The organism is Streptomyces yamdrokensis (genome assembly GCF_053890455.1).
Window position 1 is genome coordinate 2,953,157 of record NZ_CM132679.1, and the last position, 22,363, is coordinate 2,975,519.

Consider the following 22,363-nt stretch of genomic DNA (forward strand, 5'->3'; position numbering starts at 1 on the left):
CGGGCGACGGTGGGTCCATGCCGCAACCGACCTTCCACGGGCGCCCTCCGGCCTCCCCGGGCACCCCCCTGCTCACCGTCACCGCCGACACCCTGGTCGCCGTCGACTTCTCACCGCGGGGACGGGAGGGCGACGGCCACGCCCGGGAGCGGGGCCCGTACCGTCGCCTCTTCGCGCTGCCCGGTGCCCGCGCGTTCACGGCCTGGAACCTCCTCGCCCGGCTGCCGATGGGCATGTTCAGCGTGAGCGCGGTCATGATGATCGCCGTGACGCGGGGTTCGTACGCCCTGGCCGGCGCGGTCGTCGCGACCGGGCTCGCGGTGACCGCGGTGGCCGCCCCCTGGATCGCGCGGCTGGTCGACCGGTACGGGCAGGCCCGCGTCGCCCTGCCCGCCGCGGTGTTCGCCGTGCTCGGCTCCCTCGCGCTGCTGCTCTGCGTGCGCCACGGCACCCCGGACTGGACCCTGTTCGCCGCATACGCCGCCACCGCCACGACGCCGAACACCGGCGGGATGTCCCGGGCCCGCTGGGCGCACCTGCTGAAGGGCCGCACCGGGGCCGCCGAGGCGCTGCACACCGCGAACTCCTTCGAGCAGGCCGCGGACGAGCTGTGCTTCATGCTCGGCCCGGTCCTCGCCGCCTTCCTCTGCACGGCGTTCTTCCCGGAGGCGGGCACGCTGGTGGGGGCGGTGCTGCTGCTGACGGGCGTGACACTGTTCACCGCCCAGCGCTCCACCGAGCCGCCGGCCGGAGGCCACGCGCCGGGCGGCCGGGCTCCCTTCCGCGCGCCCGGAATGCGCCCGCTGCTCCTCGTCTGTCTCGCGACCGGCGCGGTGTTCGGCGCGATGGAGGTGGTCACGATCGCGTTCACGGACGCCCAGGGGCACCGCCCGGCGGCCGGCGCGGTGCTCGCCCTCCAGGCGGCCGGCTCCTTCGCGGCGGGGCTCGCGTACGGGGCGATGCGCCCGGCGGGGTCCGCGTGGTCCCGGCTGCCGTGGTGCCTGGCGGCGATGACCGCCCTGATGGTGCTGCCGCTGCTCGCGGCGTCCCTCACCGGCTCGCTCGTCCTGCTGGCGGGCACGCTCCTGCCGGCCGGGATGGCCACGGCGCCGACGATGGTCACGGCGATGACCCTGGTCCAGCGCCGCACCCCCGAGGGCCGGCTGAACGAGGGCATGACCCTCGCGGTGACCGGCCTGCTCGGCGGGATCGCCTGCGGCAGCGCGGCCGGCGGCTGGACGGTGGAGCACGTCTCGGCGGCGGCCGGGTACGGGGTCCCGGTGGCGGCGGCCGCGACGGCCCTGCTGACCGCCCTCGTCCTGCTCGGCCCCTCGGGGCCCCGCCCGTTCGGGGCGCCGGTCCCGGCCCGCACGGGCGCCTGAGGCCGGCGGTCCGTCCTCCCCTTCCCTCCTCTCCTTCCCTACTTCTCCCTTCTCCCCTCTCGGGGGCCCAGTAGTTCTCGCCGAAAAAACAACGCTAAGGACTGATCCGCAAGTCAGGCCGTGGGCTCCAGAGGGGCCGTGGCCTTCTGCTCGTCGTGCTCGCGCAGCATGCGCATGACGGTGGCGGGTGAGGGGTGTTGTCCCTTCTTCGCGCCCGAGGTGATGACGAGCTTCTTGGCGATGTCGCGCAGGCTCATCTCCTGGCCGCGCAGGTGGAGGGCCATGGACACCATGGAGTCGTCGGTGACGCCCGCGCCGCCGATGGTCTTGCCGCGCTTACGGGCGGACTCGTGGCCTTCGAGCGTGCGGTCGCGGATGTACTCGCGTTCCATGCCGGACATGGCGGCCAGCACGGTGAAGACGATGCCGGAGGGGTCGTGCGAGCCCTTCAGTTCCCCGGTGAGGAACTCCAGGCCGACGTCGCTGGCTTTCAGCTCCTCGGCGAGCATGGCGAGTTCGATGCCACGGCCGAGCCGCTTGTGTTCGTGGACGACCAGGGTGACGCGCACGCCGGAGGAACGGATCTCCCCGGCGAGCTTGACGATGGCCTCCAACTCGGGGCGCTGGGTGGCGCGGGTGGAGATCTTCTCCGAGAAGATGCGGGCGACCCCGGCTTCGGCGAGGGAGTCCAGCTGTGCGTCCAAGGACTGCCGGGCGGTGGAGGCGCGGGCGTACCCGAGACGGACGTGTCCGACCGGCTCGGCGTCGGCGTCCGCGGGCCGGGGCAGCTTGGTCCACACCGAGCCGGGTTTCCGTACGGCGGGGGTCGGGACGCTAAGCACCTTGACGAGTTGGGGCACGAGCCGGAAGCGGGCCGTGTGGTACTGGATGGCCACCTTGCCCTTCCCGGTCCGGCACGGCGAGCCCGCCGGCACGGCACAGGTGGACATCGGGCAGGAGTGCGATTCCACGCGCTTGAAGTCGTCGCTCACGAGTGCCGACTGTTTCATGTGACGGTTCATTCCGTCGAGCCGTTTGCAACAACTCATGAAACATGATCACCGCAGGTGGACCTCCGGGCGGCGGGGTGTTTCACGGGCGGTCACCTATGAAACACCGTTCCGGGTCCCGGGCGGCTGCCCCTGCCCGTGACAGCCCGCCGGACGCTCGTCCGGCGAAGCCGACAACCCTCCACCACCGGCAGGGGAACGAGATCGTTCCTTGGCGTTGATCCTGGAGCATCACCGGGATCCCTGAGCCTCGCCCCGATGAACGCGACACGACCGCATCCGCGCCGCCATGGACAGGATCCTGGCCGGCACCCCTGAACATTCCGGCGGCGCCTTGACCATCGTGGCTCTCACCCAGGAAGCCCAGGTGCCCCGCAACGCACTCACTCAGCGCCACCTGGACCTGAAGAACGACTTCCACGACAAGGTCCGCGCCTGCGGCGCCATGCCGGACAGCGAGAAACGACTGCGCCGCCAAGTGACCAAGCTCAAGGAACTGCGGGCCGCAGACGCCAAAGAGCTCACGGCACTGCGATCCGACGTCGAAGCCCTGGTCGGCGCCCTGCACCAGGCACAGTTGGAGAACCGGCAGTTCCGTCAGCGACTCGCCGCCCCGAACCCCAAAGTGCGCTCGCTCCCCACCCAACCCTGGCCGCAAGTTCCCCAGGGGATCTCTTGGACTAGCGGCACGAGCAGCCGGGGAAGCGGCGCGCACGTTAGGCCGTAGGTACTTCAGCGCTCGGCCTGTACGCGACTGGGGACGTACTCTCACCCTTCCTCAAGGAGAGGGGCGTCCTGCCGCTGGATATCCGCAGACCGCTGCTTGCCCTTTGGGGTCCTCCGCCTGAGCCACGTCGCTGCGGTCAGCAGGAACGTGGTGCCGGTGGCGATGAGGATAACGGTGTCGGGAGTGGTGACGGTGAGGAGGAGGCCAGTGGCGGCAGCGCTGAGGCCGTAGCCGATGCCGCTGCCGGCGTACAGGACGGAGTAGCCGACGGGGTGAAGGTCGGCGGGCAGTTGTTCGCGGAGGGTGAGGTTACGGGTGATCAGTACGGCTGCCTGCAGGAGACCGGTGAGAGCGAGGAGAGCGGCGATCACGGTCCAGGTGGAGGCGAGTGCGGTGGCGGCGACGCCCGCGATCATGATGACGAGCAGAAGGGTGCTCTGACGTTGCACGCTGCCGGGCCAGGTTCGCGCGCCGTACACGAGGCCGCCGAGGATGCTCGCGAGGGCGAAGCCGGTGAGGATCGGGCCGCTGTAGGTGACGGGCAGCTCCCGGTGCTGGAGCAGTGCGGGCAGGGTCAGTTCGATGCTGGCCAACAGGTACATGGCGGCGATGCTGGTCAGGTAGACGGGCCAGGCCGTCAGGGCTTGTTTGAGCGGGGCGCGCTGTCCGTCGTCCGTGGCGCCGGTCTTGTCGGGCAGCAGCCACAGCGCGGCGGTGGCGGCGCACGTGGTGAGCGCGGCGAGGAGGAACGGCGTCTGCGGGGCGGACTGGAGCGCGAGTAAGGACACCAGGGCCGGTGAGGCGGCCCAGGCAGCCATGTTGAGCGTGGATTCCAGGCTGAGGGCGGCGTGGAGGCGCTTTTTGGGTGCGAGGTCCTCGGCCATGGTGCGCAGTGCGCCGGGTGCGGCGGCTGCGGCGGCGCCGGCGATCGCGGCGAGGATCACGGCGAGCACGGTGCCGGGGGTGGGCAGGAAAGCGAGCAGGGCGAAGGCGACGGCGGACAGTCCGAGTCCAGCGGTGATTTCCCAGCGGTAGGGGCGCGTGCGCAGGCGCATGCTGAGAAGCGGGGCCCCTATCGCTTCCGCGATGGCGTACGCGGCGGCCATGGCGGCGCCGCCGCTGTAACCGGCGTCCGTACCGCGCCCGTAGAAGAGGAAGGCGAGTGGCGCCATCGCCACCGGCAGGCGGCTGGCCGTGACGACGGCGGCCCAGATCGAGACGTGCTTGGTGAACAGGCCGCGGTACGCCACGCGTAGTGATCCTTAACTGTCGTGCTGGGCCAGGAGGCCGGTCAGTTGGTCTTCGAGGTCGCTGGCTTCTTCGTGGTTGTGCGCCAGGACGACGTACTCGAGCTGCCTTGCCAGACGCCCCACTGCGGCAGGCGGCGCGGAGGGGACGTCGTCGGGAACGAACCCCAGCCAGGGCAGAGTTGAGAGCTGGACGGCGGCGCCGAGTACGTTCTGGGCCCGGCGGAACTTGCCGAGGAACGCTTGATCGGCCGAGGTGAGCGTGAAGTAGCGGATCAGCTCGTCCTTGCCGATCGCGGGGAAGGACCGTAGGCCCTCCAGCTCCTCATCAGAAAACACCCGCGTGGCCATCGGCCCCTCCCGCCCCATTCGATCAGCACAGTCGGAGACCACCGATACCCGGCCGGGGAGCGCGGGTAGACGAAAACCACCGAACTGGCCTCGCCAGAAAGGGGGTTGCTCTACTCTCCTGCGCTCGTGACGCGAGCTGGTCCCTCATCGCACAGGTTCACCATGGTCGGGTCGGCCTTGATCCGCTTCGAGCGCCGCACCGCACCGAGCACCGCAGCCGGCTGCTTATCCGGCCACTCCTCGGACTCGAATCAGGCCAGATCAGGAGCCGCTGCACGGCATAGCGTTGTTTTTTCGGCGAGAACTACTGGGACCCCCTCTCCTTCTCTCGCCTGCCGAGGGGGGACCCTCCGTTCAGCCCTTTCGGCACCGTTCGGCCCGGTCCGCGGTTCGGGCCGTCGAACCGCTCCATCGATTCCCGCGCACCCCATTGACGGCCCCACGGCCCGCACATACCTTCACCCGTCGAAGCGCTTCGACGCTCCCTCGCTCCGACGCCCCCTCCCGCCGCGGCCCCCGGTTTCAGTGAAGGACCCCCGATGGTGAAGATCACGGACGTGGCCCGGCGCGCCGGGGTCTCCCCCAGCACGGTGTCGTACGCGCTCAGCGGCAAGCGGCCGATCTCCGACGAGACCCGGCGCCGGGTGCAGGCCGCCGCCCACGAGCTGGGCTACCGCACGCACACCCGTGCCCGTGGCGCGGCCGGGGCCGGATCTCGGGTACTGGCGCTGGCGGTGCCGATGCGTTCCGGCGTCCACGTGCCGGTGGTGACGCAGTTCGCGGTGTCGGTGGTCACCGCCGCCCGCGCCCACGACCACGACGTACTGCTGCTCACCCAGGGGGAGGGCGTGGAGGGCGTCCGGCGGGTGGCGGAGACGGGGCTGGCGGACGGGCTGGTGGTGATGGACGTCCAGCTCCAGGATCCCCGGCTGCCGTTACTGCGCGCACTGACCCTGCCGTCCGTACTGATCGGCGTCCCGGCCGAGCCGGACGGGCTGACCTGTGTGGACCTGGACTTCGGTGCGGCGGGTGAGCTGTGCGTGGACCATCTGGTGCGGCTCGGGCACCGGACGGTGGCACTGGTCGGTTCGCCGCCGGAGGTGTACGTCCGGCGGACGGCGTTCGCCCGCCGGCTCGTGCAGGGCTTCACCGCCGCGGCGGACCGGCACCGGATCGACTCCGCGGTGCACCCGTGCGCACCGGGCCGGGGCGCGGCCCGCGCGATCGCCGAGCGGCTGCTGCGCGAGCAGCCCGCGCTGACCGGGGTGGTGGTGCACAACGAGCCGCTGCTCGACCCGCTGATCGACGCCTTCGCGGACCTCGGGGTACGCGTCCCCGACGACCTCTCCCTCACCGCCGTCTGCCCGGCGCCGGCCGCCGCCTCGGCCCGTGTCCCGCTCACCTCGGTCACCGTGCCGTCCGCCGAGCTGGGCACCCGCGCGGTGCACCTGCTGGTACGGAAGCTGTCCGGCGCCCCCGTACCGCAGACCACGCTGCTGCCGCCCCTCCTGACCGAGCGTGCCAGCACGGGCCCGCGCCCGTCCTGACCCGCCCGGCGGGCCGCCCGGCCGGGTTTCTTCGTACGGCCGCATGACACAGGCCCCGCCGCTGATGCGACGGGGCCTGTGCCCACATGGGGTAAGTGGAGATGGCGGGAATCGAACCCGCGTCCAACGGTGCGGAATCAGGGCTTCTCCGTGTGCAGTCCGCTGTGCTTTTCTCAGCCCCGGAGATCACGCGGACAAGTCTCCGACGGGCTCAGTCACTGTTGGTTTTCCCTCTTCACCCCGTGACCGGGATCAAGGTTTAGTCCCCTAAATGATGCCAGGATCCGGGTCGGGAACACTCCCGGGCTGACACTCCCTTTGGTAGGGGAGCCGCTGCTCGCTACCTGAAGATCAGGCAGCGAGGGCGAGCTCGCCCTGGGAGATGGATCGCTTGGAATTGGCGATTATTTTTTCGGCCTGTGGTTTACGAGATCATGGCCGCTTCCTCGACACGCTTCCCCTGCTTCGACAGCCGCTGTCGAAACCGATCATCCCCATGTTCATTTCTCAAGGTGTGCACCCGCTGTGAGGTGCGATCCCCATCGTACGTGACCAACGCGGGTCGATGCCAGCGCATTCCCGCGCGGCCGCTCCGAGGCCTCCGGGACCGGCCCGGGGGCCGCTCGGGCAGGACCTGCTCGGGCCGGTCCTACGCCCGCTGCTTGCGGCGGACCGCCGAGATCGCCCGCTCGGTCTCGCGCCGGTCCTGCTTCTCGCGGAGCGTCTGGCGCTTGTCGTACTCCTTCTTGCCCTTCGCCAGCGCGATCTCCACCTTCGCGCGGCCGTCCTTGAAGTACAGGGCGAGCGGCACGATGGTGTGTCCCGTCTCCTGGGACTTGGACTCCAGCTTGTCGATCTCCTCGCGGTGCAGCAGCAGCTTGCGCTTGCGCCGCGCGCTGTGGTTGGTCCAGGTGCCCTGGCTGTACTCGGGGACGTGCACGTTGTGCAGCCACGCCTCGTTGCCGTCCAGCTGGACGAAGCCGTCCGCCAGCGACGCCCTGCCCTGGCGCAGCGACTTCACCTCGGTCCCGGTGAGGACCAGGCCGGCCTCGTAGGTGTCGATGATGAGGTAGTCGTGCCGCGCCTTCTTGTTCTGCGCGATCATCTTGCGCCCTTTTTCCTTAGCCATAGTGCCGCCCATTTTGGCACTACGGAGGGGGTGGGCGGAAAGCCGATTTCGACAGCCGTCCACCGGCCCCGCTACCGGCCGAGTCCGGCGAGGACCGTGCCCGCCCGCTCGAGGGCCTGCTCCTCGGCCTCCAGGTCGGGGGTGATGCCCCGGCCGTCGACGCCGCGGCCGGACGGGGTCCGGTAGTGGCCCACGGTCAGTTCGGCGACCGAACCGCCGGGCAGCCTGCCGGGCATCTGCACCGCGCCCTTGCCGAAGGTGCGGGAGCCCACGACCACCGCCCGTCCGCGGTCCTGGAGGGCGCCGGTGAGCAGTTCGGCCGCGCTCATCGTCCCGCCGTCGACGAGCGCGACCAGGGGTCTGACGGTGTCGCCGCCGGGCTCGGCGTGCAGGGCGCGCTGCTCGCCCTCGACGTCGTACGTGGCGACCAGGCCGCCGTCGAGGAAGGCCGAGGCCGCGGTGACCGCCTCGGCGACCAGGCCGCCGGAGTTGCCGCGCAGGTCGAGGACGATGCCCGCGCCGGCCGGGGCCCGGTGCACGGCGGCCCGGACCTCGTCGCCGGATCCCTTGGTGAAGGCGCCGACCTTGACGACGGTGGCCCCGCCGGGGAGTTCGTCGACGGTGACGGTGTCGCGGGAGAGCCGGGCCCTGCGCAGGGTCTCGCTCCACGCGCGCGTGCCGCGCTCCAGGCCGAGGCGGACGGTGGTGCCGGCGGACTCTTCCGTGTCGTCACCGCGCAACAAGGAGACGACCTCGGTGACGGGCCGCCCGTCGACCGTCGTGCCGTCGACGCTGCGCAGCCGGTCGCCCGCGCGGATGCCGGCGTCGGCCGCGGGGGTGTCGCCGCCCACCCTGGTCACCTCGATGCGGCCGGACCGTTCCCGGGCCCACAGGCCGACGCCGGTGTAGCTGCCGTCGAGGGCGTCCTCGAACTCCTCGTACTCGCCCGGGGAGTAGACGGCGCCCCACCGGTCCCCGCTGCGGCTGACGGCGCGCCGCGCGGCCTCCACGGGGGACGTGCCGGCGGCCATGGCCTCCTCGGCCGCCTCGGCGACCTCGGCGTGGCGGCCGACGGGGGCGGCCGACGGGGCACTGCCCGCGGCAGGCTTCCGGTCGGCCGGCGCGGGCAGGTTGCCGGTGGCCGCTCCGGCCACGAGCACACCGGCGAACACCAAGGTCAGGGCGCCCCCTCGGCGGATCCGACGGGGCTCGCAGAACAGGGCACGACCTGACATGCCGGTGAGTCTAGGACAGCACGAAGGGGCGCACGGCCGGTTGCCCGTACGCCCCTCTGGGCAAGAGTCACACCTTCAGGTACTTGCGCAGCGCGAAGAAAGCGGCCAGGGCCGGCATCAGCAGACTGGTGGCGAGGATCAGCGGAAGCTTCGTCAGCACCGCGTCCCAGCCGATGAAGTTGATCAGGTTCAGCTTCTCCGACAGCGCCAGTCCGTTGTCGATGATGAAGTACCGGCCCACCAGCAGGAATCCGCAGGCGAGGGTGCCGCCGATGAGTCCGGCGACCGCAGCCTCGGCGATGAACGGCGCCTGGATGTAGAAGCCCGAGGCGCCCACCAGCCGCATGATCCCGGTCTCCCGCCGACGGCTGAACGCCGAGACGCGCACCGTGTTGACGATCAGCATGAGGGCGACGACCAGCATGAGGGCCATCACCGCGCGGGCGGCCCAGTTCATGCCGTTCAGCAGCCCGAAGAGGTTGTCCAGGATGCCCTTCTGGTCCTGCACGGACTGCACCCCGTCCCGCCCGTCGAAGGCGGTGGCGACGACCTCGTACTTCTCCGGGTCCTTGAGCTTGATGCGGTACGACTCCTGCATCTGGTCCGGCGTGAGGGAGCTGGCCAGCGGGGAGTCGCCGAACTGCTCCTTGTAGTGCTTGTACGCCGCGTCCTGGGACTCGTAGGTGACCGAGTCGACGACCGACATCTTCTCCAGGTCGCCCTTGATCTGCCCCTTCTGGTCCTCGGTCACCGCCCCCTTGGCGCAGTTGGGGTCGGACTCGGCGTCACTCTTGTTGCACAGGAAGATGGAGACGTTGACCTTGTCGTACCAGTAGCCCTTCATGCTGGTGACCTGGTCGCTCATCAGGAGCGAGGCACCGAACAGGGCGAGCGACAGGGCGACGGAGACGACGACGGCGAAGGTCATCGTCAGATTGCGGCGGAGACCGACACCGATCTCCGACAGAACGAACTGGGCGCGCATGGCGTGGGGTTAAGCCTTTCCGTTCCTCGTCAGTGCTGGTAGCCGTAGACGCCGCGTGCCTGGTCACGGACGAGGCGGCCCTTCTCCAGCTCGATGACGCGCTTGCGCATCTGGTCCACGATGTTCTGGTCGTGCGTCGCCATCACCACGGTGGTGCCCGTCCGGTTGATCCGGTCGAGCAGCTTCATGATGCCCACCGAGGTCTGCGGGTCGAGGTTGCCGGTGGGCTCGTCGCAGATGAGCAGCTTGGGCCGGTTGACGAAGGCCCGCGCGATGGCGACGCGCTGCTGCTCACCGCCGGAGAGCTCACCGGGCATCCGCTCCTCCTTGCCGCCGAGCCCGACGAGGTCGAGCACCTGCGGCACGGACTTGCGGATCTCGCCACGGGACTTGCCGATGACCTCCTGCGCGAAGGCGACGTTCTCGGCGACCGTCTTGTTGGGCAGCAGACGGAAGTCCTGGAAGACCGTCCCCAGCTGGCGCCGGACCTGCGGCACCTTCCAGTTGGAGACGCGCGCGAGGTCCTTGCCCAGGACGTGCACCTGCCCGTGGCTGGCCCGCTCCTCGCGGAGGATCAGCCGCAGGAAGGTGGACTTGCCGGAGCCCGAGGACCCCACGAGGAACACGAACTCGCCCTTCTCGACCTCCAGGGTGACATCCCGGAGGGCTGGACGGTTCTGTTTGGGGTAGGCCTTGGAGACGTTGTCGAATCGGATCACTGGTGCACCACGGGTCGCCGGGGGTAGATGTGCGTGACCTTACGCGAACCGGAAGGCCGCCCGCAGTCACCGGCCGGGGTTGCGCGACACTTGCGCGCTATATGCCGGATGTACCCCCGTCCGGTGCGCCGGAGGCGGGCAAGGGCCGGGCGGCGGGGAGCGGGGCGGGGCCGAGGGCGGACAGGATACGGAGGGCCGCGCCGATTCCCGTGGAACCTGGCACAGTGGGAGGGGAACGTTCGCGTGGTCGCGGGCGTTGTACCGACCGGAACCGGCACGAGGAGGGCGAGCGCATGACGTACGACCGGCTGGTGTGCGCCAACTGCGCCGCACCCGTGAACGAGGGCCGGTGCCCGGTGTGCCGCGCGAACCGTGAGCGGCTGCAGCAGGTGAACTTCTTCGCGGGTCTGAACCCGACCGCACTGATCGCACTGCTGGTGGTGCTGGTCGCGGCGGTGGCGCTGCTCGCCCACCAGACCGCCTGACGGCACACGGCACACGGCACACGGCACGGACGAGGGGCCCGGAGCGGCGAATGCGCTCCGGGCCCCTCGTCTTCCACCCTGCCGCGCGTACGGTGCGTACGCGCGGCGTCACCTTCAGGCAGCGGCGCCCGAGCGGTTGCCCATGAGACGCGGCAGCACGCGGAAGCCGACGCCGCCGGCGATCATCGTGGCGGCGCCGATCACCAGGAAGGTCATCTCGGCGGCACCGGTCTCGGCGAGCTCCTTGCCACTGCCCTGGGCCGACGTGGCGGGCTCGTCGCCCGTGTCGGTGAGGGCCGAGGAGCCCTCTGCCTGGGCGGAGGCGCCGGAACCGCCGGCCGGGTCGGCGGCGTTGCCGCCGTTGCCGTTGCCGTTGCCGTTGCCGTTCCCCTTGCCGTCACCGTCGCCGCCGCCACCCGGGGTGGTCGGGTCCTCGGCGGGCGGCTCGTTCGGCTCGACGGGCTCGTTCGGCTCGGTGGGCTCTTCCCCGCCGGGCTCTTCCCCGCCCGGCTCTTCCCCGCCGGGCTCTTCCCCGCCCGGCTCTTCCCCGCCCGGCTCCTCGCCGCCCGGCTCCTCGCCGCCCGGCTCCTCGCCGCCCGGCTCTTCCCCGCCCGGCTCCTCCTCGCCGGGCTCCTCCTCGCCGGGCTCCTCCTCGCACTCCGGAGTAACCACGATCTCGCAGGTGGGGTCCTCGTCGGCCTGGGCGACACCCGTCACCATCAGCGACGCACCCGCGGCGACCACGGCGCCGGCTGCGATGCGTGCGACGCGAATCCGCGTCTTCTTCGTCATATGTGTGCTACCCCCAGAAACTGATCGTCAATAAGGCTGCGCTCGGGGCCGTGATCAACAGGGTCGGCTGCCACAGGCAAGCCCCCCGGTTCACATGCGCCCCAGAGATACGCATGCCGCGCCTCACCTTTCCCACTTTTCAAATGAACGTCAAGGCCGTTGCGTACGCGATGTCCAAGTAAAGGCACTTTGCCGAGAGTTGAAGCTGTAATTGTGATGTAAAACCCTGACGACCCCGACACACAAAAGGCAACTGCCGCCATGGAGGCGGCAGTTGCCTTGTCGACAAAGCGCTGTTCGCGCGCGGGGTTACTTCTCCCGCTGCTTGCGCCAGCGAATTCCGGCCTCCAGGAAGCCCTGGATCTCGCCGTTGAACACGGCCTCGGGGTTGCCGACCTCGTGCTCCGTGCGCAGGTCCTTGACCATCTGGTAGGGGTGCAACACGTACGAACGCATCTGGTTGCCCCAGGAGTTGCCGCCGTCGCCCTTGAGGGCGTCCATCTTGGCCTGCTCCTCCTGGCGGCGCCGCTCCAGCAGCTTGGCCTGGAGGACGTTCATCGCGGTGGCCTTGTTCTGGATCTGCGAGCGCTCGTTCTGGCAGGAGACCACGATGCCGGTGGGAAGGTGGGTCAGCCGCACCGCGGAGTCGGTGGTGTTCACGCCCTGGCCGCCGGGCCCGGAGGACCGGTACACGTCCACCCGCAGCTCGGACTCGTCGATCTCGACGTGGTCGGTCTGCTCGACGACGGGCAGCACCTCCACGCCCGCGAACGAGGTCTGTCGCCGGCCCTGGTTGTCGAAGGGCGAGATGCGCACCAGCCGGTGGGTGCCCTGCTCGACCGAGAGGGTGCCGTAGGCGTACGGCACCTGCACGGCGAAGGTGGTCGACTTGATGCCGGCCTCCTCCGCGTACGACGTCTCGTAGATCTCGGTCCTGTAGCCGTGCTGCTCGGCCCAGCGCAGGTACATGCGCTGGAGCTTCTCCGCGAAGTCCGCGGCGTCGACGCCACCGGCCTCCGCGCGGATGTTGACGAGCGCCTCACGCGCGTCGTACTCGCCGGACAGGAGGGTACGGACCTCCATCTCGTCGAGCGCCTTGCGGACGTTGGTCAGCTCGGACTCGGCCTCCGCGCGGGTGTCCGGGTCGTCCTCCTCCTCGGCCATCTCGAAGAGCACGGCGAGATCGTCGATCCGCCCGCGCAGCGTCTCCGCCTTCCTGACCTCGGCCTGGAGGTGGGAGAGCTTGCTGGTGATCTTCTGCGCCGCATCCGGGTCGTCCCACAGGGAGGGGGCGGCCGCCTGCTCCTCGAGCACGGCGACGTCTGCCCTCAGCTTGTCGAGGTCCAGAACGGCCTCGATCGACTCCATGGTCGAGGAGAGGGACTTGAGCTCTTCGGAAACATCGACGACTGCCACACCCCCAGCGTAACGGCTCGCCCGGGCGCCCCATGCCGGACGCCCGGTCGGCGGTCCTGTCGGCGGCGTCGGTGCTGGTCACGCCGGGGGTGAGGGTGGGGCGGGGTGTCGGGACGGGCGTCAGGGGGCGAGGACGATCGCCCCGGGAGGCAGGGCCGGACAGGGGGCAGGGGCAGGGTGCAGGGCAGTCGGCTGCCGCCGGAAGCCCGCCTCCGACGGCGACGGGCCGCCAAGAAGCAGCCGGGTACTCCCGAGAGAGCGCCGGCCCCGGGACGGCGAGAGCGATCGCCCCCCCGGGCGGCGGGCCGGACAAGGGCAGCGGGGCAGCCGGCCCCGGAGGCGGCCGGCCCCGGAGGCGGCGGAGCGGTCAGCCGGTGTCAGGAGTTCCGTGCGGAAGCGGGGAGGTCACGGCGTGGCGGGGGCCGAGTTGTTCGAGTCGCGCGGGTCGGCTCCGGGCTCCTCGTCCGAGGTGGCCAGCCAGGTGCCCGCGCCGACGGCGGCCAGCAGGGCCACCGCCAGCGCGGCCAGGGTCAGCCGGCGCCGCCGGGCGATCGCGCGGTTGCGGGCCGAGCCGGGGCGGCGGGCCCCGCTGGCGCGGGGCGCGCGGGCCGTGCCGCGGGCGCCTCCGGCCAGCTCGTCCGGGGCCGGCACCCGCATCGACGTGTGGGTGTCCCGGTTGGAATCGGCCGGTTTCGCGCCCGGCACCAGCGGAACGGCGCCGCGCCGCCGCGCGGGCTCCCCGGCGGCCGGTGCCGGACCGGGGGGCCGGGTGTCCTCGCCCTCCCGCTCCGCCGGCTCGGTGCCCGGCTCGTCCACGTCCAGCGGCGGCATACCGTCCAGCAGGGGCAGCAGCTCCCGCAGCCGTGCCCCGAGCTCCGAGGCCCGCAGCCGCGAGGCCGGCGCCTTGGCCAGGCACTGCACGAGCAGTTGCCACAGCTCGTCGGGGATGCCGGGGAGCGGGACGACCGACTCGGTGACATGGCGGCGGAGCACCGCTCCGGGATGTCCGCCGCCGAACGGCGTGAAGCCCGCGAGCAGCTCGTACAGGACCGTGGCGAGGGCGTAGATGTCGACCGCCGCGCGCGGCGGCAGGCCCTCCACGATCTCCGGAGCCAGGTAGTCCGGCGTCCCGATGATCTTCGTGGCGCGGGTGCGGCGCGGGGTGTCGATGAGCTTGGCCACCCCGAAGTCGGTCAGCAGCGCGCGGTGCGAGCCGCCGGGGCCGAGCGGGCCCTGCATGTCCAGCAGGACGTTCTCCGGCTTGACGTCCCGGTGCACGACCCCCGCCGCGTGCGCCGCCGCCAGGCCGTCCGCGACGTCGGCGACGATCGCCACGGCGGCCTCCGGGGCGAGCCTGCGCTCGCGGTCGAGACGGGTGCGCAGATCCGTACCGCGGACCAGGTCCATGACCAGCGCGAGATCGTTGCCGTCCACCACCAGGTCGCGCACCGCGACGACGTGCGGGTGCTCCAGACCGAGCAGCGCCGTCCGCTCCTGCACGAAGCGTCCGACGAGTTCCTGGTCCGAGGAGAGGTCCTCGCGCAGCAGCTTGATGGCGACGGGCCCCTCCGGCCCCTCGCCGAGCCACACCGTGCCGGCGCTGCCCCGGCCGAGGACCTGGTGGGCGGTGTACCGGCTGCCGATCTTCCGTGCCAAGGCTGCTCCTACCGACGCGTGTTGCCGCCAAAGCTACGCGCACCGGAAGCCAACCTTCACCGGGGATCCGGAAATCACCCGCCGGGTGTCGACAAATCGGCAGACCGGCCGGACGCGCCCCGAGCCCCCGGCGGCGCCGGGCTACTGCGGCAGGTCGGACCCGGAACCGCCCAGGTCCTGGAACCAGTCCACCGTGTTGTCGAACCAGTCGGTGAGCTGGTCCCAGTAGCCCTTGCCGCTGCCGATCCAGTCCTGCAGCGGGCTCAGCTCCCAGATCAGCCAGCTCGCGACGAACAGGATGACGATCGTGAACAGGCAGCCCTTCAGACAGCCGAGACCGGGGATGCGCATCGGGTTGGCGCCGCGCTGCCGGGGCTCGCGCGCGGGGCGTCGCGGCTCCGGCGGCGGGGTGTACCGCTGCGGCTCCGGCTGTCGCGACCGCTGGGGCCGCGGGGGCGGGGGCGGGGCGTACTGCTGCGGCTGCTGCGGCTGCTGTGCCTGCTGGTACGGCTGCGGCCGGCCGGGGCCGGGCTGCGGGCGGCGCTGCGGTTGCTGGTGCGGCTGCTGAGGCCGGGCGACCTGCCGCTGGGGACGGCGGCGCAGCGGGTCCTCACCCGGGTCGACGTACTGGACCTGGGTCTGCTCGTTGCGGTCGCGGGCCGCGCGCATCTGGTTCTGCCAGGGATGCGGGTCGTCGGGGCCGGGCTGCCCCTGGCCGCCCTGTCCCGGCGGGCCGGGCGGTACCGGGGGCATGACGGCGGTCGGGTCGGCGGCGCCGGAGGGACCGCCCGCTCCGGCGTTGGGGCCGGTCTGCGGCAGGACGCTGGTCGCGCCGTTGGGGTCGTACGCGCCCTGGGTGTGCGGCAGCACCTGCGTCGGGTCGGCGAAACCGGGCGCGCCGGGGGTGCCGGGCACGGGGGCGGGCGCCGGGTCGGGCATGAGGAGCACGCCGACGTTCTCGGCGGCGGAGATCTGCGCGGAGTTCACGTGTACGCCGATGCCGTCGGCGACGACCCGCAGGCCGCGCGCGAGGTTCTCGGCGCTGGGCCGCCGCTCGGGGTTCTTGCTGAGGCAGCGCTCCATGACCGTCCAGAGCGGGTCAGGGACCGTGGAGGGGCGGCGCGGTTCGGCGCTCAGGTGCTGGTGCAGCACCTCCAGGGCGGAGCCTCCGGAGAACGGCGGGCGGCCGGTGACCAGCTCGTACAGCAGGATGCCGGCGCCGTAGATGTCGACGGCTGAGGTCTGCGGGCGGCCCTCGGCGGACTCCGGCGCGATGTACGCGGGCGTGCCGACGAACTCGTGGGTGCGGGTCAGCCCCGGGGAGTCGGCCAGCCGGGCGATGCCGAAGTCGGTCAGCATCGGGTGCAGTTCGCCACCGCCCTGCCTGAGCAGCACGTTGGCGGGCTTCAGGTCGCGGTGCACCACGCCGTCGGCGTGGCTGGCGGCGAGGGCGTCGGCGATCTGAGCGGTCATGAGAGCGGCGGCGGCGGGCGTGAAGGGGCCGTTCTCGCGCAGGTAACGGTGCAGGTCGGGGCCCTCGACGAGGTCCATGACCAGCGCCAGCAGATCGCCCTCGACGACCAGGTCGCGAACCCGGACGATGTTGGGGTGGGTCAGTCTGAGCAGGACGGAGCGTTCCCGCAGGAAACGCATCACGACGTCCGCGTCGTTCGCGAGCTCCTCCTTGAGGACCTTGATCGCGACGGTCTCTCCCGGCTGACCGGGCACTGCCGCCTCGACCCCCGCGGTCTCCCGCTGGCGGGCTCGCCAGACGGTGCCCGTGGCGCCGCGTCCGATCGGCTCCTCGAGCAGGTACTTGCTGCCTACCGGCCGCACGCCGTATCCCCAATCAGTTCGATGACCTGCTGTTTTGACCCTACAAACTTTGCCGAACGGGTTGTACAGCGCTCATAGGGCAGATAAGTTGCCGGAGGCATGAACCCCTTCGCGCTACTCATCCGCTCGTGGGAGCTGTCACTCCGCTCCAACAACAAAAGCGCCGAGACCATCAGGTCATACCTCCGTTCCGCGAATCTGTTTGCTGACTATCTCATCAACCCGGCGCCACCCGCCGAGGACTCCGACCACGATCCGGTGCCGGCCGTGGACGACGTCGCCGACATCACGCGCTCCCACGTCCAGGCCTTCATCGTCCACGAGATCGCCCGCACCTCAGCATCCTCGGCACGCTCCCGATTCCTCGGCGTGCAGCAGTGGCTGAAGTGGATGGTCGCCGAGGAGGAGATCGCCCGCTCCCCCGCCGAAGGCGTGTCGGCCCCGGCCGTGGAGGACCCAGAGGTACCCGTCCTCAGTACCGACCAGCTCCAGACCCTGCTGAAGAGCATCCAGGGTAAGGAGTTCCCCGAGGTCCGCGACCGGGCCATGATCCTCCTGTGGCTCGACTCCGGCGTCCGGCTCGCCGAGGTGGTGAACCGCAGCCTGGATGACGTCGATCTCGACACCCAGGTTCTCCACGTCATGGGCAAGGGCCGCCGCGGCCGGGCCGTCCCGTTCGGCACGAAGACCGCTCAGGCCGTTGACCGCTACCTCCGTGTCCGCGCCCGCCACTCGTACGGCAAGACGGTGGAACACTTGTGGATCGGGCAGAAGACGAAGATGCCGCTCACCGTGTCCGGTGCGGGGAAGTTGTTGGCGCGACGGTCGGAGGCGGCTGGGCTCGGAAGGATCCACCCGCACCAGTTCCGTCACACGTTCGCGCACATGTGGCTGGCGGCCGGCGGCAACGAGACGGACCTGATGCGGATCACGGGGTGGAAGTCGCGCAGCATGGTGGACCGGTATGCGCGGTCGGCCGGCGCCGAGCGGGCGCGGGAGCAGCACCGGAAGTTGAGCCCCGGAGACCGGCTGTAGGGCGATGTCAGAGGGCGGTCCCGGTAGGTACTGTCGTGGTGCGGCGCGTCCGCAGGCGAGGAACGGGCCGACAGCAGCACCGGGACCTGAGCCCAGGCGACCGTCTCAAGTAGTGCGTAGGGGGCGAACCTAGAGGTCCGCCCCTTCATCTGCGTCGGGACCCTGTCGCCGCATCCAGCGGCGGGTGTCGACGCTCTCCTGGAAGAGCAGCGTCAGACTGGCTGCTATCTCCTCGGGCGGGCGGCTGAAGTCGATCGCCAGGCGGAATTCTTCTACTGAGTCCCTCAGTGCGGCTGGTGCTCTGCCGCCGAGATCGGCGGCGTAGACCGTCACCTCTGGTGCTTTCACTCGACCCCCACTTCCCACGCACGTGCGTGGGCAGGCAGCACCGTTCGCACATGCATTCGATCTGCACGAGGTGCGATCACTGTACGCGGAACATGCTTACTCAGGGAGTGACCTGAATGGCCGAAGTTAAACCAGAGGGGCATGGAAAACCGCAGGCCGGGGCGGCTACTCCGGGTCACGCTCTCCGGATGGGTTGTCCAGAACCCGCCTCGCCCGCTCCAACTCGGCCGCACTTGCGCCCACTTCGTGCGCTACGCGGACCACGGCGTCGTCAGCGCCGGACTCCGCGCCATACGGGTCAGTCACCTCGATTCCGATGTACTGACGAATCGCAGCTGCGCGCACAAGACTGATGTCCACGTCGATGCCGGCAGCGATGGCGCGCAGCACTTCGGGGGTGACCTTGATCTGGTGGCCGCGAGTCACGTTCTGGGCGGTGGACTTGCCGATGCGGCGACCGGTGCGTGGGTCAACGGCCTGCTCTTCGAAAGCCCGGAACGTGAGGCGCTTGCCTCGGCCCACGTGCTGCTGCACGAGGCGTGTCAGCGCATCGTCCTGTTCCGGCATTCGTGCCTCTTCCTGCCAAGTGTCCACACCATCGCGGTTGCCTCACCGGCAACACCCCAGGGTTTCGGGCGGTTAGGCAACCCTCAACCGTGGACACCATTGTCCACGGTTGCTGTTGGGCATAGCTACCGGGCCTGCCGTCTTTGGCGCACTCCTTACCTTCGGCGTGGACATCCGCTTGTCCAGGAAACTGGACAAGCGCTGTACTAAGTGCGATGCTTCTCGTGTCCAGAAACGTGGACGCGAACGGAGAAACGTGGACGACCGCTACCGACTGCATGCCGGTGACCTGCTGCGGAGGTTGCTCGATGACCACCGCGACGACGAGCCGGCGAGCGTCCGCGAACTCGCCGCCGTCATAGGGCTCAGCAAGAGCAAGGTGCAGGCCCTCATAGATGAGGACCGGCCAACACTGACGGACGCCGAGGCGCGGAGGGTGGCACACGCCTACCACCTCCCCCCACGCGCTCTTTTCCACCCTGTGTCCATGTCCATGGACATGGACGAGAACCCCCTGACAGGCAAGGAGGCATCCGGTGCCGACGGAACTGAACCCCGAGGAGCGCTCGCTCCGGGCTCGCATCGCCGTGCACACCTCGTGGGCGAACACGCTCGACCCGCAGTCGAGGACGGCGAAGGCGCGAGCCGCGGCGAACGACCGCTTTGAGAAGCAGGCCCGCGAGATGCACCCGGGCGCGACGCCCGAGCAGATCGCCCGCGTGGCCGCGCACCTGCGGAAGGCGCACTTCTCGTCGATGGCCCTGAAGTCCGCTGCGGCCCGCCGTGCGAAGGCCGGCAAGCCGACCGCCGCCTGACCCACCCCCAGACGCGCCGAAGGGCCGCTCCGACTTGCCGGCCTGAGCGACCCCACGACTCGGCGCCCCTACAAGATCCGAAAGAGAGGCCCCGATGGGCACATTGTTGCAGAGCAGTAGCAGGGTTTTGGCCCTGCATGAGTCGCCGTTGGCTCGGCCGACGACCGTCCCCGGCGTGTTCCGTGCGGCGGCTCGGCTGATCGCGTCGAACGGCCTGTGCAAGGGCGACTTCGTCCCGGACGTCTTCGACCGAGAGATGTGCGTGCCGCACTTCCTGCGGCCGATGTCGATCGTGGCTGCGCTGAAGTGCGCGGTGTCGGGTGACCCGCACCGGACGTCGTTGCTGGCGGACGAGGCGATCGCCGTGTTGGCGCTGCGGTTGGAGGTCGACGGGGAGGGCCCGCTGTTCGGCGGGGTCTTCGACCTGGAGGCGCACGTCGACGCGTGGGGTGACCTGGAGTCGCGGACGGCGGAGTCTGCGGTTGCGGTGCTCGAGGGCGCGGCGGACGCGAACGAGGTGGCGGCATGAGCGAGACGCCGATGACGCCCGAGCAGCGCGCCGTGACCGGTGCGGCTCCGCAGTCCCGCACGATGCTCGACCTCGCCCGCACCGCGCTGGGCGCCCGGATGGCGAAGGACGACCTGCGTCTCGTCCTGGAGAACGTCGTCACCTACGCGGACGCGCTGCGGGTCCGGTTGGACGAGGTGCACCGGGTGCCGCAGGACAACGTCACCCCGGCCGAGGTGCGGCTCGAGCAGTACGCACAGCCGCCGCGCACCTTCGCTTCGGACACCGAGCGGGCCCTGTTCCAGATCGCGTGCGGTCTGCGGGACACGCTGGAGGAGACCCGGGATCAGCGGAACTCGGCGCGGCTGAAGGTGATGGGGCTGGAGGCCCGCGTCGCCGAGCTGGAGGCCGCGCCGACCACCGTCTACCGCGCCGAACACCCGGACTCCGGGATCACCCTCGGCCACTACGGCACCGAGGCCGCCGCCCGTGCGCACTGCGAGGCGACGGAGCGCCGCTCCTGGTCGACGGGGACCAACCTCGCCTTCGACTGGATCGAGGACGACGAGGATCGCGTCGCCGAGCTGGTGGTCACCGCCGGGCAGAACGAGGAGTCCGTCACGGGCTACATCGTCACGGCCCTGGAGCTGGACTCCGAGTACGACCAGGACGGTGACGAGTGAACGCCGCGACCACCGGCGAGTGGCTGGGCGCCGCCGTCATCGGCCTCAGCGCACTCCCCCTCTACACCGCCGCCATCTACGCCGCACACCTCGACCTCCACATGCCGCACGTGCCGTGGAACAAGGCCAAGGCCGCCACCACCCGGGCCGCCGCCCGCACCCGGCTCCGGCTGGCCGCGTGGCTGATGGTCCTGGCCTGGCACCTCGATGCCAGGGAGGCCACGCGATGAGCACCCGCACCGCTGCGTCCAGCCGTGAGGCCCGGCTCGCGCAGCTCCTCGACACCATCCGCACCTGGGGCGGCCGGTCGGCCACCGGCCGCGTGCAGGACCTGCGCCGGCTGACCGGTCAGGCCCCGTGCCGCACCACCGCCCGCCGGGACCTGGCCGAGCTGGCCCGCCGCGGCCACCTGATCCAGCACGGGCCAGTGGACGGCCGCTTCTACACCCTCAAGTACAGGAAGGACCGCCGCTCATGAACCGCCTGCGGCTCCTGTGGCACCGCCTCACCCGGCGCCCCGCCATCACCGGCCCCATGCCCCTCTACACCCGCCGCATCCCCGACGGCGTCCTCCTCGACCTGGAGGCGTACTTCACCCACGTCATCGAGACCCTCGCCGACGACCCCGACCTCCTCGACCTCCTCCACGAGATCGCCGAGGACCGGGCCGAGGCACGCGGCCACGACGGGTGGGAGCCCGAGGCGCTGCGCATCGAGCGGCTCGCTGACCTGATCGGCTACGAGGTGCCCGTCCGCGAGCAGGCCCTGGCCCGGCTCGCCGACCGGCTCCGCGCCGCCGTGCCCCCGGCGCCCGTCGTGGTCCCGGAGCAGCGCCGCGCGGGAGGTGCTGCCGCATGACGACGACCGTGCAGGCCGGGACTCAGGTCCCGGCCGCCGGCCGGCGGGTCACACCGACCGGCCGGCTCGTCCTCCCCGCCGACGCCGACCGCGCCGACTGGCTCGCCGCCCGCCGCGCAGGCATCGGCTCCAGCGACGTCCCCGCCCTCCTCGGGCTCGTCGAGAAGAACCCGCCCCTGAAGGTGTGGCACGACAAGCTCGGCCACGACGTCGACGACGCCGGCGAAGCCGCCTTCTGGGGCAACGTCCACGAAGAGCCCGTCGCCCGCCACTGGGCCATGCGCAACCGCTCCGTCATCCGCCGCGTCGGCCTCGTCGCCCACGAGACCCACCCGCACTGGATGACCACCCTCGACCGACGCGTCACCGAGTGCCCCCTCACCGAGAACCGCACCCCGTGCGCGCTGGAGGTCAAGACCCGCTCCGCCTTCAAGAACGCGCAGTGGCACGCCGGCGCTCCGGACGACGTCCTCGCCCAGATGCTGTGGCAGATCGTCGTCAACGGCTACGAGCACATGCACTTCGCAGTCCTGATCGGTGGCAACGAGTACCACCAGGGCACGGTCCGCGCCGACCAGTACACGGATGTCATCGACGACATCACCACCGCCGTCGACAAGTTCTGGACCGAGCACGTCCAAGCGCAGGTGCCGCCGGAGCCGTCCGGGGACGGCGAGGCGCTGACGAAGCTGTTCCGCCGCCTGCACCCGACCCGCTCCGGGTCGGTGGACATCGCCCGCCACGAGGACGCCCTCGACGCGCTCGCCGACTACAACCGCCACCAGCGCGCTGAGTCGGCCGCGAAGAAGGCGAAGAACGCGGCGAAGGCCCGCATGATCGCCGCTCTCGACGACGCGCAAGAAGCCCTGATCGCTGGGGAGCGCGCCTACTCCCTGGAGCCCTCCAACGCTGCCCCGAAGGTCGACCTGGAGCTCCTCTCCGAGCGCTGGCCCGACGCCTACGGGGCGTGCGTGAAGCCCAACCCGACCGAACGCATCTCCATCGCACCGCAGTACAAGGGGGACTTCTGAC

At 70.9% G+C, this 22,363-nt stretch carries 25 protein-coding genes and 1 other RNA gene; 12 read left to right on the forward strand and 14 right to left on the reverse strand.

What is annotated here, in order from left to right; genetic code table 11:
* Positions 1-17: 17 nt before the first annotated feature.
* Positions 18-1,382 carry an MFS transporter gene (locus ACWZEH_RS12710; RefSeq protein WP_456198181.1) on the forward strand — a complete coding sequence of 455 codons (1,365 nt, stop codon included), beginning with the start codon at positions 18-20 and terminating at the stop codon, positions 1,380-1,382.
* Positions 1,383-1,495: 113 nt separating this feature from the next.
* Here ACWZEH_RS12710 and ACWZEH_RS12715 read toward each other — a convergent pair whose 3' ends face one another.
* Positions 1,496-2,392, reverse strand: a complete 897-nt coding sequence (locus tag ACWZEH_RS12715) for a recombinase family protein (protein ID WP_456198183.1) — start codon at positions 2,390-2,392, stop codon at positions 1,496-1,498.
* Positions 2,393-2,681: 289 nt separating this feature from the next.
* Here ACWZEH_RS12715 and ACWZEH_RS12720 point away from each other — a divergent pair, with 289 nt between their 5' ends.
* Complete coding sequence (locus ACWZEH_RS12720; protein WP_456198184.1) at positions 2,682-3,119, forward strand: hypothetical protein; 438 nt, start codon at positions 2,682-2,684, stop codon at positions 3,117-3,119.
* A 41-nt stretch (positions 3,120-3,160) separates the two neighbouring features.
* On the opposite strand, the gene ACWZEH_RS12725 is transcribed toward ACWZEH_RS12720, so the two are convergent.
* Positions 3,161-4,369 carry an MFS transporter gene (locus tag ACWZEH_RS12725; protein ID WP_384016903.1) on the reverse strand — a complete coding sequence of 403 codons (1,209 nt, stop codon included), beginning with the start codon at positions 4,367-4,369 and terminating at the stop codon, positions 3,161-3,163.
* A 12-nt stretch (positions 4,370-4,381) separates the two neighbouring features.
* Entirely contained in the window at positions 4,382-4,705 is a 324-nt protein-coding gene (locus tag ACWZEH_RS12730; RefSeq protein WP_456198186.1) for a DUF4158 domain-containing protein, read from the reverse strand.
* A gap of 551 nt (positions 4,706-5,256) precedes the next feature.
* On the opposite strand from ACWZEH_RS12730, the gene ACWZEH_RS12735 reads away from it, so the two are divergent.
* Positions 5,257-6,264 carry a LacI family DNA-binding transcriptional regulator gene (locus tag ACWZEH_RS12735; RefSeq protein WP_456198188.1) on the forward strand — a complete coding sequence of 336 codons (1,008 nt, stop codon included), beginning with the start codon at positions 5,257-5,259 and terminating at the stop codon, positions 6,262-6,264.
* A gap of 93 nt (positions 6,265-6,357) precedes the next feature.
* Here the strand turns inward: ACWZEH_RS12735 and ssrA are convergent.
* The 5 genes from ssrA to ftsE form a co-directional block, all read right to left on the reverse strand.
* Positions 6,358-6,760, reverse strand: a transfer-messenger RNA (tmRNA) gene (gene ssrA, locus ACWZEH_RS12740).
* A gap of 153 nt (positions 6,761-6,913) precedes the next feature.
* Complete coding sequence (gene smpB / locus ACWZEH_RS12745; protein WP_456198190.1) at positions 6,914-7,393, reverse strand: SsrA-binding protein SmpB; 480 nt, start codon at positions 7,391-7,393, stop codon at positions 6,914-6,916.
* 71 nt (positions 7,394-7,464) lie between these two features.
* Positions 7,465-8,628 carry a S41 family peptidase gene (locus ACWZEH_RS12750; protein ID WP_456198192.1) on the reverse strand — a complete coding sequence of 388 codons (1,164 nt, stop codon included), beginning with the start codon at positions 8,626-8,628 and terminating at the stop codon, positions 7,465-7,467.
* A gap of 67 nt (positions 8,629-8,695) precedes the next feature.
* Positions 8,696-9,613, reverse strand: a complete 918-nt coding sequence (gene ftsX / locus ACWZEH_RS12755) for a permease-like cell division protein FtsX (RefSeq protein ID WP_042173211.1) — start codon at positions 9,611-9,613, stop codon at positions 8,696-8,698.
* 29 nt (positions 9,614-9,642) lie between these two features.
* Positions 9,643-10,332, reverse strand: a complete 690-nt coding sequence (ftsE, locus tag ACWZEH_RS12760; RefSeq protein WP_456198194.1) for a cell division ATP-binding protein FtsE — start codon at positions 10,330-10,332, stop codon at positions 9,643-9,645.
* 293 nt (positions 10,333-10,625) lie between these two features.
* Here ftsE and ACWZEH_RS12765 point away from each other — a divergent pair, with 293 nt between their 5' ends.
* Positions 10,626-10,817, forward strand: a complete 192-nt coding sequence (locus ACWZEH_RS12765; protein WP_042173206.1) for a hypothetical protein — start codon at positions 10,626-10,628, stop codon at positions 10,815-10,817.
* Between the two features lie 114 nt (positions 10,818-10,931).
* Here ACWZEH_RS12765 and ACWZEH_RS12770 read toward each other — a convergent pair whose 3' ends face one another.
* The 4 genes from ACWZEH_RS12770 to ACWZEH_RS12785 all read right to left on the reverse strand — a co-directional run bounded on the left by ACWZEH_RS12770 (position 10,932) and on the right by ACWZEH_RS12785 (position 16,517).
* Positions 10,932-11,609, reverse strand: coding sequence for an LPXTG cell wall anchor domain-containing protein (locus ACWZEH_RS12770; protein ID WP_456198197.1), 678 nt, complete (start codon positions 11,607-11,609; stop codon positions 10,932-10,934).
* A gap of 309 nt (positions 11,610-11,918) precedes the next feature.
* Positions 11,919-13,025, reverse strand: a complete 1,107-nt coding sequence (prfB, locus tag ACWZEH_RS12775) for a peptide chain release factor 2 (RefSeq protein WP_456198198.1) — start codon at positions 13,023-13,025, stop codon at positions 11,919-11,921.
* A 405-nt stretch (positions 13,026-13,430) separates the two neighbouring features.
* Complete coding sequence (locus ACWZEH_RS12780) at positions 13,431-14,681, reverse strand: serine/threonine-protein kinase (RefSeq protein ID WP_456198199.1); 1,251 nt, start codon at positions 14,679-14,681, stop codon at positions 13,431-13,433.
* A 141-nt stretch (positions 14,682-14,822) separates the two neighbouring features.
* Complete coding sequence (locus tag ACWZEH_RS12785; RefSeq protein WP_456198201.1) at positions 14,823-16,517, reverse strand: serine/threonine-protein kinase; 1,695 nt, start codon at positions 16,515-16,517, stop codon at positions 14,823-14,825.
* Positions 16,518-16,616: 99 nt separating this feature from the next.
* Here ACWZEH_RS12785 and ACWZEH_RS12790 point away from each other — a divergent pair, with 99 nt between their 5' ends.
* A complete protein-coding gene (locus ACWZEH_RS12790; protein WP_456198202.1) occupies positions 16,617-17,552 on the forward strand; it encodes a tyrosine-type recombinase/integrase in 936 nt (311 codons plus the stop codon).
* A gap of 129 nt (positions 17,553-17,681) precedes the next feature.
* Here the strand turns inward: ACWZEH_RS12790 and ACWZEH_RS12795 are convergent, their stop codons facing one another.
* Positions 17,682-17,900: a hypothetical protein gene (locus ACWZEH_RS12795; RefSeq protein WP_456198203.1), complete on the reverse strand. Its 219-nt coding sequence runs from the start codon at positions 17,898-17,900 to the stop codon at positions 17,682-17,684.
* A 165-nt stretch (positions 17,901-18,065) separates the two neighbouring features.
* A complete protein-coding gene (locus ACWZEH_RS12800; RefSeq protein WP_456198205.1) occupies positions 18,066-18,467 on the reverse strand; it encodes a hypothetical protein in 402 nt (133 codons plus the stop codon).
* 536 nt (positions 18,468-19,003) lie between these two features.
* On the opposite strand from ACWZEH_RS12800, the gene ACWZEH_RS12805 reads away from it, so the two are divergent.
* The 7 genes from ACWZEH_RS12805 to ACWZEH_RS12835 all read left to right on the forward strand — a co-directional run bounded on the left by ACWZEH_RS12805 (position 19,004) and on the right by ACWZEH_RS12835 (position 22,362).
* The gene (locus tag ACWZEH_RS12805) at positions 19,004-19,282 is read left to right on the forward strand and encodes a hypothetical protein (RefSeq protein ID WP_456198206.1); all 279 of its coding nucleotides are present in this window, start codon (positions 19,004-19,006) and stop codon (positions 19,280-19,282) included.
* Between the two features lie 148 nt (positions 19,283-19,430).
* Positions 19,431-19,811 (forward strand): DUF6197 family protein, encoded by a 381-nt coding sequence (locus ACWZEH_RS12810; RefSeq protein WP_456198208.1) that lies wholly within the window; start codon positions 19,431-19,433, stop codon positions 19,809-19,811.
* Positions 19,808-20,473: a hypothetical protein gene (locus ACWZEH_RS12815; protein WP_456198210.1), complete on the forward strand. Its 666-nt coding sequence runs from the start codon at positions 19,808-19,810 to the stop codon at positions 20,471-20,473. Before ACWZEH_RS12810 ends, ACWZEH_RS12815 begins: the two co-directional genes overlap by 4 nt.
* Positions 20,470-20,703 (forward strand): hypothetical protein, encoded by a 234-nt coding sequence (locus tag ACWZEH_RS12820; protein WP_456198212.1) that lies wholly within the window; start codon positions 20,470-20,472, stop codon positions 20,701-20,703. The genes ACWZEH_RS12815 and ACWZEH_RS12820 overlap by 4 nt, the downstream gene beginning before the upstream one ends.
* Positions 20,700-20,951 (forward strand): hypothetical protein, encoded by a 252-nt coding sequence (locus ACWZEH_RS12825; protein WP_456198213.1) that lies wholly within the window; start codon positions 20,700-20,702, stop codon positions 20,949-20,951. The genes ACWZEH_RS12820 and ACWZEH_RS12825 overlap by 4 nt, the downstream gene beginning before the upstream one ends.
* Positions 20,948-21,331 (forward strand): hypothetical protein, encoded by a 384-nt coding sequence (locus tag ACWZEH_RS12830; RefSeq protein ID WP_456198215.1) that lies wholly within the window; start codon positions 20,948-20,950, stop codon positions 21,329-21,331. The genes ACWZEH_RS12825 and ACWZEH_RS12830 overlap by 4 nt, the downstream gene beginning before the upstream one ends.
* A complete protein-coding gene (locus ACWZEH_RS12835; protein ID WP_456198217.1) occupies positions 21,328-22,362 on the forward strand; it encodes a YqaJ viral recombinase family nuclease in 1,035 nt (344 codons plus the stop codon). Before ACWZEH_RS12830 ends, ACWZEH_RS12835 begins: the two co-directional genes overlap by 4 nt.
* The last annotated feature ends 1 nt before the right edge of the window (position 22,363 follow it).